Source organism: Amycolatopsis sp. NPDC059235 (assembly GCF_042754125.1).
In the GTDB taxonomy this organism is placed as follows: Bacteria; Actinomycetota; Actinomycetes; order Mycobacteriales; family Pseudonocardiaceae; genus Amycolatopsis; species Amycolatopsis albidoflava.
This window is the reverse complement of record NZ_JBHZAG010000009.1, coordinates 32,590-45,689: the sequence shown is the minus strand read 5'-3', so window position 1 is coordinate 45,689 and position 13,100 is coordinate 32,590. Positions and strand designations below refer to the sequence as shown.

At 68.7% G+C, this 13,100-nt stretch carries 15 protein-coding genes; 8 read left to right on the top strand and 7 right to left on the bottom strand.

Annotation, left to right across the window (positions count from 1 at the left end; translation table 11 throughout):
- Positions 1-147: 147 nt before the first annotated feature.
- Positions 148-975, top strand: coding sequence for a choice-of-anchor P family protein (locus ACFXI3_RS08755; protein ID WP_344286053.1), 828 nt, complete (start codon positions 148-150; stop codon positions 973-975).
- Positions 972-1,553, top strand: a complete 582-nt coding sequence (locus tag ACFXI3_RS08750; protein WP_344286054.1) for a class F sortase — start codon at positions 972-974, stop codon at positions 1,551-1,553. Before ACFXI3_RS08755 ends, ACFXI3_RS08750 begins: the two co-directional genes overlap by 4 nt.
- A gap of 71 nt (positions 1,554-1,624) precedes the next feature.
- On the opposite strand, the gene ACFXI3_RS08745 is transcribed toward ACFXI3_RS08750, so the two are convergent.
- Positions 1,625-2,119 carry a MarR family transcriptional regulator gene (locus tag ACFXI3_RS08745; RefSeq protein ID WP_344286055.1) on the bottom strand — a complete coding sequence of 165 codons (495 nt, stop codon included), beginning with the start codon at positions 2,117-2,119 and terminating at the stop codon, positions 1,625-1,627.
- Positions 2,120-2,161: 42 nt separating this feature from the next.
- Positions 2,162-2,404, bottom strand: a complete 243-nt coding sequence (locus ACFXI3_RS08740) for a hypothetical protein (protein WP_378399031.1) — start codon at positions 2,402-2,404, stop codon at positions 2,162-2,164.
- Between the two features lie 102 nt (positions 2,405-2,506).
- On the opposite strand from ACFXI3_RS08740, the gene ACFXI3_RS08735 reads away from it, so the two are divergent.
- Together ACFXI3_RS08735 and ACFXI3_RS08730 are read left to right on the top strand one after the other, a co-directional pair.
- Complete coding sequence (locus ACFXI3_RS08735; RefSeq protein WP_378399030.1) at positions 2,507-3,880, top strand: FAD-binding oxidoreductase; 1,374 nt, start codon at positions 2,507-2,509, stop codon at positions 3,878-3,880.
- Between the two features lie 146 nt (positions 3,881-4,026).
- Positions 4,027-5,793, top strand: coding sequence for an MFS transporter (locus ACFXI3_RS08730; RefSeq protein WP_378399028.1), 1,767 nt, complete (start codon positions 4,027-4,029; stop codon positions 5,791-5,793).
- Here the strand turns inward: ACFXI3_RS08730 and ACFXI3_RS08725 are convergent.
- The 3 genes from ACFXI3_RS08725 to ACFXI3_RS08715 form a co-directional block, all read right to left on the bottom strand.
- Positions 5,790-5,981 carry a DUF1737 domain-containing protein gene (locus ACFXI3_RS08725; RefSeq protein ID WP_378399026.1) on the bottom strand — a complete coding sequence of 64 codons (192 nt, stop codon included), beginning with the start codon at positions 5,979-5,981 and terminating at the stop codon, positions 5,790-5,792. The genes ACFXI3_RS08730 and ACFXI3_RS08725 overlap by 4 nt on opposite strands.
- A gap of 267 nt (positions 5,982-6,248) precedes the next feature.
- Positions 6,249-7,622: a DHA2 family efflux MFS transporter permease subunit gene (locus ACFXI3_RS08720; protein WP_378399024.1), complete on the bottom strand. Its 1,374-nt coding sequence runs from the start codon at positions 7,620-7,622 to the stop codon at positions 6,249-6,251.
- Positions 7,619-8,212: an NADPH-dependent FMN reductase gene (locus ACFXI3_RS08715; RefSeq protein ID WP_378399023.1), complete on the bottom strand. Its 594-nt coding sequence runs from the start codon at positions 8,210-8,212 to the stop codon at positions 7,619-7,621. The genes ACFXI3_RS08720 and ACFXI3_RS08715 overlap by 4 nt, the downstream gene beginning before the upstream one ends.
- Before the next feature lie 65 nt (positions 8,213-8,277).
- Between ACFXI3_RS08715 and ACFXI3_RS08710 the strand changes: the two genes are divergently transcribed.
- On the top strand, positions 8,278-8,883 hold the full coding sequence (locus ACFXI3_RS08710) for a TetR/AcrR family transcriptional regulator (RefSeq protein WP_344286062.1): 606 nt from the start codon (positions 8,278-8,280) through the stop codon (positions 8,881-8,883).
- A 15-nt stretch (positions 8,884-8,898) separates the two neighbouring features.
- Positions 8,899-9,393 carry a hypothetical protein gene (locus ACFXI3_RS08705; protein ID WP_378399022.1) on the top strand — a complete coding sequence of 165 codons (495 nt, stop codon included), beginning with the start codon at positions 8,899-8,901 and terminating at the stop codon, positions 9,391-9,393.
- A gap of 30 nt (positions 9,394-9,423) precedes the next feature.
- Here the strand turns inward: ACFXI3_RS08705 and ACFXI3_RS08700 are convergent, their stop codons facing one another.
- A complete protein-coding gene (locus ACFXI3_RS08700) occupies positions 9,424-10,095 on the bottom strand; it encodes a peptidylprolyl isomerase (RefSeq protein ID WP_378399021.1) in 672 nt (223 codons plus the stop codon).
- A gap of 42 nt (positions 10,096-10,137) precedes the next feature.
- Positions 10,138-10,392, bottom strand: coding sequence for a DUF2631 domain-containing protein (locus ACFXI3_RS08695; RefSeq protein WP_067591018.1), 255 nt, complete (start codon positions 10,390-10,392; stop codon positions 10,138-10,140).
- A gap of 93 nt (positions 10,393-10,485) precedes the next feature.
- Between ACFXI3_RS08695 and dxr the strand changes: the two genes are divergently transcribed.
- Both dxr and ACFXI3_RS08685 read left to right on the top strand, forming a co-directional pair.
- The gene (gene dxr, locus ACFXI3_RS08690; RefSeq protein ID WP_378399019.1) at positions 10,486-11,682 is read left to right on the top strand and encodes a 1-deoxy-D-xylulose-5-phosphate reductoisomerase; all 1,197 of its coding nucleotides are present in this window, start codon (positions 10,486-10,488) and stop codon (positions 11,680-11,682) included.
- 173 nt (positions 11,683-11,855) lie between these two features.
- Positions 11,856-13,058, top strand: a complete 1,203-nt coding sequence (locus ACFXI3_RS08685) for a M50 family metallopeptidase (RefSeq protein ID WP_378399018.1) — start codon at positions 11,856-11,858, stop codon at positions 13,056-13,058.
- The last annotated feature ends 42 nt before the right edge of the window (positions 13,059-13,100 follow it).

The window sequence follows — 13,100 nt, the reverse complement described above, 5'->3', positions numbered from 1 at the left end:
GGCGCGCTGCGCGACGGATCTTGCTTTGCGTTTCCAGGGCGTCTTGATAATGTCGCGCTCTGCCAGCGACCGACAGTTGTGCTCGGTCACGCGTGGATTCGGGGATCCGTGCGGCGGCTCCATTCTTGATGTTCGGAAGGACAATTCATGCGTTCTGCCCTGCTGCGCGGACGGACCGTCGCGGTCGCTGTTCCCGCGCTGGCTTTGCTCGCCGCCGCCGTCGCCCCGCCGGCGCTCGCCGCCGGGTCGCCCGCCGGCTCGGCTTACGGCGCGTCCGCTTCGGTCTCGCTGCTGCCCGGCGTGCTCGGCGACAAGGGGATCACGGTCGACACCGGCAAGATCGCCCCGTCCTCGACGGAGGGCCCGGAGTCCGCGCAGGTGGTGAACGTGCCGCTGAAGGGCCTGGTCACGGCGAAGGTCATCAGCAGCTCCGCGAAGCAGGACGGCAGCAGCGGCCCGGTCGACTCGAAGGCCTCGATCGTCGACGCCGCGCTCCCGGTGCTCGCCCCGCTCGCCGGCTCCACCCCGACCGCCCGCGTGATCAGCTCCGAGTGCAAGTCCACTCCGGACGGCATCACCGCCTCGTCCGAGCTGGCCGGCCTCGACCTCGGCAAGATCGGCAAGCTCCCGGTGTCGACCAAGCCGAACCAGAAGCTCGGCATCGACGGCGTGCTGCAGGTGATCGTCAACGAGCAGATCAAGCACTCCGACGGCAGCCTCACCGTCAACGCGCTGCACATCAAGCTGCTCGGCGGCGACGTCACCGGCGCGCTCGGCAAGGGCGACATCGTCCTCGCCTCGGCCACCTGCGCCAAGGTCGCGGGCAACCCGACCACCCCGCCGTCGTCCACCCAGCCCTCCGAGCCGGGCAAGCCGGGCACCCCGCCCGCCGAAGGCCCCGGCCAGGTGACCGTCGTGCCGGTCGGCGCGCCGGAGACCGGCGACGGCACCCTGGCTTCGGTGACCGCCCGGTGACGCGTTCCCGGTTCGGGCTTTTCGCGCTCCTGCTGGCTTTCGTCGCGAACTTCGCCCTGCTGGGCTGCGGTTCGGCGGAGACCCCGCCTGCCGCGGCCCCGGCGAGTTCCGCGGCGGCCGCGCAGCAGGTCGCGGACCCGGTCTCGCTCGACGTTCCCAGCATCGACGCGCATTCGTCGCTGGTGCCGCTCGGCCTCAACGACGACAAGACCGTCCAGGTGCCGCCGGTCGACCAGCCGCTGCAGGCAGGCTGGTACCACTTCGGCCCCAAGCCGGGCCAGGTCGGACCGGCGGTCGTCCTCGGCCACATCGACGGCAACCACCAGAAGGGCATTTTCTGGCGGCTGCACGAGATGAAGCAGGGCGACAAGGTCGTGATCGGGCGCAAGGACGGGTCGAAGGCCTCGTTCACGGTGACCAAGGTGGACCAGATCGCGAAGAAGACGTTCCCCACCGAAGCCGTGTACGGCAACACCACCGACTCGCAGATCCGGCTGATCACCTGCGGCGGCGCGTTCGACCCCGAGAAGAAGAGCTATCTCGACAACATCATCGTGTACGGCACGCTCGACAGCTGAGCGACTGATACCGGGGCCTCGTCGTTTCGCGCTCGGGCGAAGCGGCGGGGCCCTTTGTCATTCCCCTGCTGTCATTCCCCGGCGAGCTCGTCGGTCGCGGCCCGGCCCGCTTCGGCGGTGCGGCGCAGGAATCCGGCGATCAGCATGAGCTCGTCTTCGGTGTAGCCGGCGCACAGGTCGTCCATCGCTGAGTTCATCCCGCCGTACACCCGAAACAGCTCCTGCGTGCGTCCCGGAACCGCCCGCACGGTGACCGCGCGCCGGTCGGCCGCGTCCGGATCCCGTTCGCGCACGATCCATCCGCCGCGCTGCAACCGGTCGAGGATGCCGGTCACGGTCGCCGGATGCAGGCCAGCGCGGCGGGCGAGCGCGCTCGGGCTCAGCGGTCCGGCGAACGAGATCAGCTCCAGGCAGTCGAGGTCGACGTCCTTGAGCTTCAGCTGTCCGCCGACCTGGTGGTTCAGCAGCGACAGCTGATTGCGCAGTTCCCGCAGCGACTCCTTGAGGGCCACCGTGGTGCGCCGCCTGCGCCGCGCCGTGTCCGTTCCGGATGCTCCGGAAGCCATCTGCTCCGCCTTCCCCTTTTCCCGCTGGTCAGCGTAGCCGGGTCAGGCGGCGGCGAGCAGCGCTTCCCCGGCCGGGGTCAGCACGGCGGGCACCGGCTGCCCGAGCCGCCCCGGTTCGCTCGCGCGCAGCAGACCGGCGTGCGCCAGCGCGTGCGCGGTGAACTGGTCGCTGCACGGCAGGCCGTCCACGAACAGATCCGGTTCGCAGCTGCAGGTCAGCCGTCCGCGCCCGGCGGCGACGGCACGCAGCATCGAGATCCCGCGGCGGGTGACGGTGGTGGTCATGGCTGCCTCCTCGAAGCGCTCTCACCGATACGTCGAACGGGCAGCCCGGATTTCGACCTAACCTGACGAGGGAAAGCCGACCGGAAGAACGCGGGAGCCCCCATGCTGATCGACGACCTGCACACCGTCCTGCCGGACGACCGGATCGTGCGGGACCCCGACGTGCTGCGCAGCTTCGCGCACGACGAGGCGGAGTGGGCTCCGTACGGCGAACCGGCGGTCCTGGTCCGTCCGCGCACCGCGGACGAGGTGCAGGCGACGGTGCGGCAATGCATCAAGCACGGCACGCCGGTGGTGCCGCGCGGCGCGGGAACCGGGCTGTCCGGCGGGGCGAACGCGCTGGCCGGATGCGTCGTCCTGGCGACCGACCGGATGACTGCGATCAAGGAGATCGACCCGGTGGAACGGCTCGCCGTGGTCGAACCCGGCGTGGTCAACGACGATCTCCGCGCGGCCTGTGCCGAACACGGGCTTTGGTATCCGCCGGACCCGGCCAGCTCGCCGTGGTCGACCATCGGCGGCAACGTCGCGACCAACGCGGGCGGCGTGTGCTGCGTGAAGTACGGCGTGACGCGCGATTACGTGCTCGGGCTGCAGGTCGTCACCGGCACCGGCGAACTCGTCCGGCTGGGCCGCCGCACCGCGAAGGGCGTGGCCGGGTACGACCTCGCCGGGCTGATGGTCGGGTCGGAGGGGACGCTCGGCGTCATCACCGAAATCACCGTGCGGCTGCGGGCGAAACGCGCGCCGGAGGCGACCGTCGCCGGGTACTTCGACTCGACCGTCGCGGCGGGGGAGGCGGCAGCGGCGATCCGCGCTGCCGGGATCGTGCCCTCGGCGCTGGAGCTGGTGGACCGGCATTGCCTGGCCGCGGTGGACGCCTGGAAGAACATGGGCCTGTCCGCGGACGCGAACGTGGTGCTGCTCGGTCGCAGCGACGTGCCGGGCGGGCACGAGGCCGCGGTGATGGTGGAGTGCTTCGAAAAGGCCGGGGCGACCTGGGCCGCGCAGTCGACCGACGAGGCCGAGGCGGACGCGCTGTTCGCCGCCCGGCGGCTGGCGTACCCGGCGCTCGAGCGGCTTGGCCCGGTGCTCACCGAGGACGTCTGCGTGCCGACGCATTTGGTGCCGGAAATGCTCGCCCGGATCGATTTGGCCGCACAACGGCATGACACGCAAATCGCTAATATTGCGCATATCGGCGACGGGAATCTGCATCCGCTGCTGATCACGCCAACCGGCGACGACGACGCGCAGCGCCGCGCACAAGGCGCGTTCGACGACATCGTCGCCGACGCGCTGGAACTCGGCGGGACGGTGACCGGCGAGCACGGCGTCGGCCTGCTGAAGCGTCCCGGGCTGGCGAAAGAGCTGGGACCAGCGGTTCTCGACCTGCACCACGCGGTCAAGAAGGCCCTCGACCCGCACGGGATCCTCAACCCCGGGAAGGTCGTCGGAGGTCCCGCACAGCGGTAACTCGACCGAGTGAAAGTAAACAGTCCACAAAGGATAGTCATCCGTTTGTGACCCTTGTCTCCCGGTCGTTTTCTTTTGTTGGTTGCCTACCGCAAGCAACTTGCTTAGCCTAGCTAAGGGAACGGCTGGGAGAGGGGTTTTCGACGGTGGCGGAGCGCAGGACGTATTCGATCGCGGAACTCGGTCCGCGGTACAAGTGGATCGCGCTGTCCAACACGACGCTCGGGATGCTGATCGCGACGATCAACTCGTCGATCGTGCTGATCGCGCTGCCCGACATCTTCAAGGGCATCGGCATCAACCCGCTGGAGCCGTCGAACACGAGCTACCTGCTGTGGATGATCATGGGATTCCTCGTGGTCACCGCGGTGCTGGTGGTGGCGTTCGGCAGGCTCGGCGACATGTACGGCCGGGCGAGGATGTACAACCTCGGCTTCGCGGTGTTCACCGTTTCCTCGATCATGCTGGCGATCACCTGGTTCGGCGGCGACGCGGCCGCGCTGTGGCTGATCGGCTGGCGGATCGTGCAGGGCGTCGGCGGCGCGTTCCTGATGGCGAACTCGTCGGCCATCCTCACCGACGCCTTCCCGGCCAACCAGCGCGGGCTCGCGCTCGGCATGAACGGCGTCGCGGCCATCGCGGGCTCGTTCCTCGGCCTCGTGGTCGGCGGCGTGCTCGCGCCGGTGAACTGGAACCTGATCTTCCTGGTGTCGGTGCCGTTCGGCGTCATCGGCACGGTGTGGGCGTACCTCAAACTGCACGACACCGGCGTTCGCCAGCACGCGAAAATGGACTGGTGGGGCAACATCACCTTCGCCGTCGGCCTGATCGCGGTGCTGGTGGGCATCACCTACGGAATCCAGCCGTACGGCACTTCGCAGACCGGCTGGGGCAGCCCGATGGTGCTGTCGTGCCTGATCGGCGGCGTCGCGGTGCTGATCGCCTTCATGGTGATCGAGACGAAGGTGCCCAACCCGCTGTTCCGGCTGTCGCTGTTCCGGATCCGCTCGTTCAGCTGGGGCAACCTGGCGAACCTGACGGCGTCGCTCGGCCGCGGCGGGCTGCAGTTCGTGCTGATCATCTGGCTGCAGGGAATCTGGTTGCCGCAGCACGGTTTCACCTTCGAGCAGACGCCGCTGTGGGCCGGGATCTACATGCTCCCGCTGACCATCGGCTTCCTGGTGGCCGCGCCGACGTCCGGCATCCTGTCCGACCGGATCGGCAGCCGCGCGCTCGCCTCCGGCGGCCTGGTCATCACCGCGGCGACTTTCTTGTTGCTGACGCTGCTGCCGGTGAACTTCGACTACTGGGCGTTCGCCGGGATCCTGCTGCTCAACGGCATCGGCATGGGCATGTTCTCCTCGCCCAACCGCGCCGAGGTGATGAACAGCCTTCCCGCCGACGCGCGAGGTTCCGGCGCGGGCATGATGACGACCTTCCAGAACGCGGCGATGGTGCTGTCGATCGGCTTCTTCTTCAGCCTGATCATCGCCGGCCTGTCGGACCACCTGCCGATCGCGATGTCGCAGGGCCTGACCCAGCACGGTGTTCCGGAAGCGGCCGCACAACAGGTCGCCCACCTGCCGGCGGTCGCGGTGCTGTTCGCGGCTTTCCTCGGCTACAACCCGATCCAGCAGCTGCTGGGCGGCCAATTGGGCAGTCTGCCCGCGGACCAGGCGAACTTCCTGACCGGACGCAGCTTCTTCCCGAACCTGATCTCGGGCCCGTTCCAGGACGGCCTCGCGGTGGCGTTCGGCTTCGCGATCGTGGTGTGCCTGATCGGTGCGGTGGCGTCGCTGCTGACGAAGGACACGAAGAAGTCGTCGGAGTCGGTGGGGGAGGAACTGGCCGCGGTGGCTGGGGAATCCGGTGGCGGGCCTAGCGAGCTGGTGTCTCCTCGGAGCGACCGCTAGCGGCTTCCGTCTTCCGGCCAGAGCACGGCTTGGGCGACGATCACGTTTTCGCCGTTGAAGGTCAGCGCTGGGCCCTCGTGCAGGCGGTAGCCGAGCGCGAGGGCTTCGCTGACCCGGCGGCAAAAGGCAGCGTCGTCGGGACCGGTGAGGACTCGGTAGGCGGGAAGACCGTCGGGGGGTTGGCTCATGGGGTCATGATTCCAGGTTGACCGCTGTGGCGGCTACGAAGATCGCGACGGACTTTCGTTGCTCCGGCGAGTTGTCTGTGGAATCGTTGCTGCCAGGCCAGGCTGAAAGCAGGTTGGTGCCTCGGGAAGACAGCGCGAGCGCTCTAACGCAGTCCGCGAGAGCCTTCCACTTGAGAGACTTCTCCTTGCTTCGCTTTGCCGGTCGGTCCGGCGAAGATCGAGTTCGCCGAAGGTTCAAGCCCCCGCTTGATCTCGTCCATAGTCGCGTCAGCGTAGCGGCTTCGCGCGGGAAGCACGGGCCACCAGCAACGCCGTCCCCAGCGCACCCACCGCACCCACGCTGATCGCCCCGAAACCCAGGCGGAACGCGGCATCAGCATCCGGCAACCGTCCGGCGATCAGCACCGCGAACACCGCGCCGCCGAGCGATCCGCCGACTCGCAGCAGGATCGTCACCTGCGCAGCCGCATCCGGAAGTCGTGACGGTTCGACAGTCTTGTACGCCGCGATCCCCATCGGCATGCTCACCAACGCCACCGAAGCCCCGTACCCGGCAAGCAAAACCTGCACCACCACACTAGGCGCATCCACCGACAGGAACGCGAACGGCACCGTGCTCACCACCGCCAGCGCCGCACCCACCAGTGCGACCGGCGCGGCACCATACCGATCCACCGCCCGCCCCGTCACTGGCGCGATCGCCGCAGTGGCACCGGCGAAGCCGAGCAAACTCAGGCCGGTGCCGACGAAATCCAAGTGCCGACCCAGCTGGAAATACAGCGTGACCACGATTCCGCTGCCGAAGATCAACGCCCCGTTGAAAGCAGCGGCCAGACTCGCCGCCCGGTAAAGCCGGTTGCGGTACAAGGAAAAGTCCAGCAGTGGATGCGGATGCCGACGACACCGCGCCACGAACCACGCCAGCAAGACGAGACCAGGCAACAGAATCGGCAACTCAAGCCGTCCGGTGTCTCCCCACGTGGTGATGGTGTAGAGGACCAGAGGCAGCCCAGCCGCGATCAGGGCCAGGCCGACGACATCGATCCCGCCTGTGGTCTCCCGAGAGCCGCGCGGCACATACCGGAGTCCGAGAACCAGGCCGACCGCCCCGATCGGCAGATTGATCAGGAACAGCCACGGCCACGAAAGTCCGTGCAGGATCAGCCCTCCGGCAAGCGGTCCGAGCGCGGGCGCGACGCTCACCGCGATCCCGAGCGTCGCCATGACCCGGCCTAGCCGAGCGGCGCCGACCTGTTGTCCCAGAACGGTTTGCCCGGCCGGGATCAGAACGCCCCCGGCCAACCCTTGCAGGAACCGGAAAGCGATGAGCGCCACGACATCCGGGGCGGCCGCGCACAAGCCGGACGCCACGGTGAACGCGGCGAGGGCGACAAGCCACACCCGGCCCGCGCCGAAGCGTCGCGCCAGCCAGCCGGTCAAGGGAAGCGACAGGGCGAGCGCGAGCAGGTAGCCGCTCGCAACCCATTGCGTCACCGAGAGATCCGCGCCCAGATCGCTGCTGATCGAGTCGAGGCCGATCGTCACTACAGAAGCGTCGAGACCGCTGGCGAACGCGCCGAACACGATGATCCAGCAGATCCGCCACGTCTCGCGGTCGATGGGGGCGGCGACGGTGGTCACGGCGAGACTCGCAAGGTGCGCAGCGCGGTCGACCAGTCGACAAGTTCCCCCAGCATCCGCGTCAGGATGCCTTCGTGGTGGTCCGCGGGCGCGAAGGTGCCAGGCTCGGCCAGGTCCGGGATGACGAAGTCGGTGAACAAACCCAGCGCGACCTGCGAACGCACGCAGGCGACCTTGACCTCGGCGAGCGTGAGCCGCAGGTGCTCCACCGCGCGCGTGCCGCCGTTGGTTCCGTAGCTGACGAAACCGGCGGCTTTGTCAGCCCACTCGGAAAACAGGAAGTCGATGGCGTTCTTGAGCGCCGCGGGCATGGAGTGGTTGTACTCGGGGGTCACGAAAACGAAGCCGTCGAAGCCGTCGATCAACTCGGCCCAGCGCTGGGTGTGATCGTTGCGGTAACCGCCGATCGCGGCGGGCAGCGGTTCGTCCAAGAACGGCAGGTCGATGTCGGCGAGGTCGAGCACCCGCACCTCGGCCCGGTCACCGAGAAAGGCGGCGGCGCGGTCGCGGGTCCATTCAGCGACCTGCGTAGCGCGACGGCCGGGTCGGGTGCTTCCGGAGATGACGGCGATGCGAAGCGGAGAAGTCATGCCCCGAAGGTACAACGATCGTTGTAGTTTTTGCAACGATCGTTGTACTTCGGCATACTGAGCCGGTGCGGACGGACAAACAACGTGCTCTGCTCGACGGCGCCCTGCGAGTTTTCGCCAGGGACGGCTACTCGCGCGCCAGCATCGACGTGCTCGCGGCGGAAGCCGGCGTCTCGTCACGGACGATCTACAACCACTACGGCGACAAGGCCGGACTCTTCCGCGCGGTGATCCTGGACAGCTCGGACCGCGTCGCCGAACGCCAGATCGCGGTCGCCGACAAACTGCTGGGCCGGATCGCGAACCTGGAGGCCGACCTCGTCGAATTCGGCCTCCAGTGGGCGAAACGCGACCCGGAAACCGAACCGCACTGGGCGCTGGTGCGGCAGATCCAAGCGGACTTCGACCACATCGCCCCGGAGACAGTCGCAGCCTGGAAGGAACGCGGCCCGACCCGCGTAAGGCAGGCATTGGCCGGACACCTGCGCAGGCTCGCCGCGGAAGGCCACTTCGAACTGGAAGACCCGTCGCTGGCCGCGGTACACCTCGTGCAACTCACCGCGGGCAGCGCCGCCGCGGCCGAACCGGGGGAAGACTGGGAAACGGTGATCCGGTCGGGGGTCGGGGTTTTCTTGCGCGCTTACGCGCCGGGGGCTACCAGCCGAAGCTGATGGGGACGTGCTGCCATGAACCAGGATTTCAGGAAGTTCGACGAATTCGTGCACGCGACCAAACCCGGAGGCCGGAGCGACCTCAGTTTCCTGGCGGAAACTCCCCGCGTCGAAGAGTTGATCGCTCGTGGGCTGCGGGAAAATCTGACCCGCTCCGACTGGCGGTGGTTCCAGACCTACCTTTCTCTGGCCGGGAAACGCCCCTCGGCCCAGTATGTGCCGGTGTTCGCCGAGGCGTTGGATCTGCGTGACGGGGGTGTCAATCCGGGGGACGTGCTCGCCTACCTGCTTGACATCAAGGATCCTTCGTCAGTGCCCGCGGTCGAACGCGCGTTGCACTGGCGGCCGGACTGGGACGAGTTTCACGACCTGGCGTTCAAGGCACTCGACGTGCTGCTGGCGGTCGATGACGATGCGGCGTGGCGGGTGATCGAGTCGGTGCGGGACGACGACCGGGAGCGCGTCCGCGAGATCGCGAGGAGGGTCCTGGCGAGACGCGCGAACGGCTGACCGGCGTCGAACCGCGTGAGGAGCCGGATCTCAGAAGCCGAAGCTGACTCGTTCGATCTTCACCGGCTTGGCGGGAAGACCGTCGAGCGGCCCGCGTTCGCTCGGGATGATCCCAGCCGCCACGATCCGGTCCAGCACGTCCATCCCGCGCACCACACGACCCAGCACCGAGTAATTCGCCGGAATGTGCGCGAACGAATGCACGATGAAAAACTCCGACCCGTTGGTCCCCGGCCCCTGGTTCCCCATCGCCACAGTGCCGCGCTCGTAAGTCTCCGCCCCGGTGACCTCATCCGGGAACTTGTACCCGGGCCCGCCCTTTTCGACCTCGTAAATATCGCCGCACTGCAGAACCCCGAGGCGCGCGGAGTTCGTCAGCCGCCAGCATTGCGAGCGGTCGTAGAAGTGCTGCAGCGCCAGGCTCGCCATGTTCGCGACGGCGCACGGGGCCGCTCCGCCGCTGTTGAGGCGGACGGTGACCGGGCCGTAGTTGTAGTGGAAGGTGACGTAGATCGTCCCGCGGGTGAGCGCGAACGGCAGCGGGCGCAGCACGGGACGCGCCGCCGGGTTCTCCGGCGTCGGCATGAAGGTGCATTTCACTACCGGCGGCTTCGCCGAGGGAGCAGCGCTGGCCGGGGCCGCGGTGCACAGGGAAAGACCGGCGATGACGGCGGCCGCGAGCGCGGCCCAGCGTGGCTTCATGGGCCCGGAAACTAGCGAATCAGGGGCCGCCCGCGCCAGGGCTTACTTGCGCCAGGCGGTGCGGCTCTTGCGCAGGTCGAGCAGCAGGAGCAGGACGATGAACGCGGCGAGCCCGACGAGCCACACGTTCTCGGTGTTGTTCTCGTGGTTGCCCTTGATCATCAGCAGCAGGATGACCGCGGACAGCCAGCCCGCGATGCGGGTGGCCTTCGGGAACGAGCCGTGCCAGCCCCACTCCGCCGACGGCTCGTCGCGCGGGTCGACCTCGGGGCGCTTCTCGACCGCCTTGCCTGCCACGACCACTCCTTCAAACCGCCAGACGTTGTGCCTCCGCATGATCCCACACCGCTGGCCGCCGCGCGGACACGACCCGGGCCATAATGCTTGCTGATGACTACTTCGCGAAGCGTCCTCGTGCTGGGCTCCACCGGGTCTGTCGGGACCCAGGCGCTCGACGTCGCCGCACGTAATCCGCATTTGTTCACGATCGCCGGCCTCGCCGCCGGCGGTTCCGACCCGGCGGCGCTCGCCGAGCAAGCGATCGCGCACGAAGTAGCGGCCATCGCCGTGACGAAGCCCACGGCGGTCGAGGACGTGCAGCTCGCGCTGTACGCCGAGGCGCAGCGCAGGGGGTACTCGAAGGGCGAGTTCCGTCTTCCGCGCATTCTCGCGGGCGCTGACGCGGTCGGCGAACTGATCGATTCGGTGCCGGTCGACGTCGTGCTCAACGCGGTGCCCGGCTCGCAGGGCCTCGACCCGACGCTGCGCGCGCTGGCCACCGGCGCGACGCTCGCGCTGGCCAACAAGGAATCCCTCATCGCCGGCGGTCCGCTGGTCCTCGCCGCGGCGAAGCCGGGACAGCTGGTGCCGGTCGACTCCGAGCATTCGGCGATGGCGCAGGCGCTGCGGTCCGGCGAGGACAACGAGGTCGCGCGGCTCGTGCTCACCGCGTCCGGCGGCCCGTTCCGCGGGAAGAAGCGCGCGGACCTCGGCGAAGTCACCGTCGAGCAGGCGATGGCGCATCCGACCTGGTCGATGGGCAGGCTGATCACCATCAACTCGGCGACGCTCGTCAACAAGGGCCTGGAGCTGATCGAGGCGTCGCTGCTGTTCGGCATCGAACCGGCGCGGATCGACGTGACGGTGCATCCGCAGTCGATCGTGCACTCGATGGTCACCTTCGCCGACGGCTCCACCATCGCCCAGGCGAGCCCGCCGGACATGCGGCTGCCGATCGCGCTGGCGCTGAACTGGCCGCACCGGGTGCCCGGCGCGGCCGCCGCGTGCTCCTGGGACACCGCGGCGAGCTGGACGTTCGAGCCGGTCGACAACGAGGCGTTCCCGGCCGTCGAGCTGGCTCGCGAAGCCGGTGCCGCGGGCGGCTGCCTGCCCGCGGTTTTCAACGCGGCGAACGAGGAATCGGTGGCCGCGTTCCTGGCGGGCAAGGCCGCGTTCCTGTCGATTGTGGACACCGTGTCGCGGGTGGTGTCCGACGCGGGCGAATGGCGGCGCGAACCCCGCGACGTCGCGGACGTGCTCGCCGCCGAGCAGTGGGCCCGCGCCCGGGCCGCCGAGCTGCTGGGATGAGCGCGACCGGTGCGCGAAGGCGGGCCGGTTGATGCAACACTGGTTTCACGCTGGCGGCGGATACTTGAACCCGTGACTTTCTCGGGTGGTCTCACCGCCTGAAGCCGTGGAAGAAGACGAAACCTGCCGCCACCGCATCGCGGGCCGCGGCTGAGGGGTGAGGTGCAGGGCCCGTGCTTGCCTATGTGATCGGCGTGGTGCTCTTCGCGCTCGCGATCTGTGTTTCGGTCGCGTTGCACGAAGCGGGCCACATGGTCACCGCCCGGATGTTCGGGATGCGGGTCCGCCGCTACTTCGTCGGCTTCGGGCCGACGGTGTTCTCGTTCCGGCGCGGCGAGACCGAATACGGCCTCAAGGCGATCCCGCTCGGCGGCTTCTGCGACATCGCGGGCATGACCGCGCTCGACGAGGTCACCGCGGAAGAAGCTCCGCGCGCGATGTGGCGGTTCAAGGCCTGGAAGCGGACCGTCGTGATGTCGGCCGGTTCCATCACGCACTTCCTGCTCGGCTTCATCGTGCTGTTCATCATGGCCGCGACCATGGGCCTGCCGAACGTGGACCAGAAGCCGATCGTCTCGACCATCTCCGACTGCGTGCGCGGCGGCACCACGGTCGACCAGGTCAACAACCCGGTCTGCCAGCCCGGCGACCCGGCCCCGGCGAAGAAGGCGGGCCTGCTGCCCGGCGACGTCGTGGTCTCGGTGGCGGGCAAGCCGACGCCGACCTGGGACGTGATGGTGACCCAGGTCAAGGCGGTCTCCGGGCCGGTCCCGGTGGTCGTCGAGCGCGGCGGGAAGCAGGAGACGTTCGTCGTGGACGTGCCGAAGGTGACCCGCCCGGCCGCGAACGGCGGCACCGAATCGGTGGGCGCGGTCGGCGTCGGCGTCGCGCGGAGCATCCAGTACGGCGTTGGCGGCGCGTTCGGCGGCGCGGCGTCGTTCACCGGCGACATGTTCGCCCGCACGTGGGACGGGCTGATGGCCTTCCCGAAGCGCATCCCGGCCGTCTTCAACTCGATCTTCGGCGGCGAGCGCGACCCGGACACCCCGGTCAGCGTCGTCGGCGCGAGCAGGCTCGGCGGCGAGGCGGTCGAGGCCGGGCTGTGGCAGGTCTTCCTGCTGCTGCTGGCCAGCCTGAACTTCTTCATCGGCGTGTTCAACCTGCTGCCGCTGCTGCCGATGGACGGCGGGCACATCGCGATCGTCTGGTACGAACGCGTCCGCGACTGGCTGCGCGGACTGCGCGGCAAACCCGCGGGCGGCCCGGTCGACTACACGAAGCTGTCCGCGATCACGATGGTCTTGGTGGTGATCGGCGGCGGCGTCACGCTGCTCACGGTGACCGCCGACATCGTCAATCCGATCCGCCTGCAGTAACCGCGCGCACCGGCCGGGTCACGCGTGCGTGCCCGGCCGCCC

What these genes read in the sequence shown, in the direction of transcription:
- ACFXI3_RS08705 (WP_378399022.1), top strand. Translation starts at nt 8,899, where the DNA reads ATGAACCAGGATTTCAGGAAGTTCGACGAATTCGTGCACGCGACCAAA.
- ACFXI3_RS08715 (WP_378399023.1), bottom strand. Translation starts at nt 8,212, where the DNA reads ATGACTTCTCCGCTTCGCATCGCCGTCATCTCCGGAAGCACCCGACCC.
- ACFXI3_RS08725 (WP_378399026.1), bottom strand. Translation starts at nt 5,981, where the DNA reads ATGAGCCAACCCCCCGACGGTCTTCCCGCCTACCGAGTCCTCACCGGT.
- ACFXI3_RS08755 (WP_344286053.1), top strand. Translation starts at nt 148, where the DNA reads ATGCGTTCTGCCCTGCTGCGCGGACGGACCGTCGCGGTCGCTGTTCCC.
- ACFXI3_RS08740 (WP_378399031.1), bottom strand. Translation starts at nt 2,404, where the DNA reads ATGACCACCACCGTCACCCGCCGCGGGATCTCGATGCTGCGTGCCGTC.
- dxr (WP_378399019.1), top strand. Translation starts at nt 10,486, where the DNA reads ATGACTACTTCGCGAAGCGTCCTCGTGCTGGGCTCCACCGGGTCTGTC.
- ACFXI3_RS08745 (WP_344286055.1), bottom strand. Translation starts at nt 2,119, where the DNA reads ATGGCTTCCGGAGCATCCGGAACGGACACGGCGCGGCGCAGGCGGCGC.
- ACFXI3_RS08700 (WP_378399021.1), bottom strand. Translation starts at nt 10,095, where the DNA reads ATGAAGCCACGCTGGGCCGCGCTCGCGGCCGCCGTCATCGCCGGTCTT.
- ACFXI3_RS08735 (WP_378399030.1), top strand. Translation starts at nt 2,507, where the DNA reads ATGCTGATCGACGACCTGCACACCGTCCTGCCGGACGACCGGATCGTG.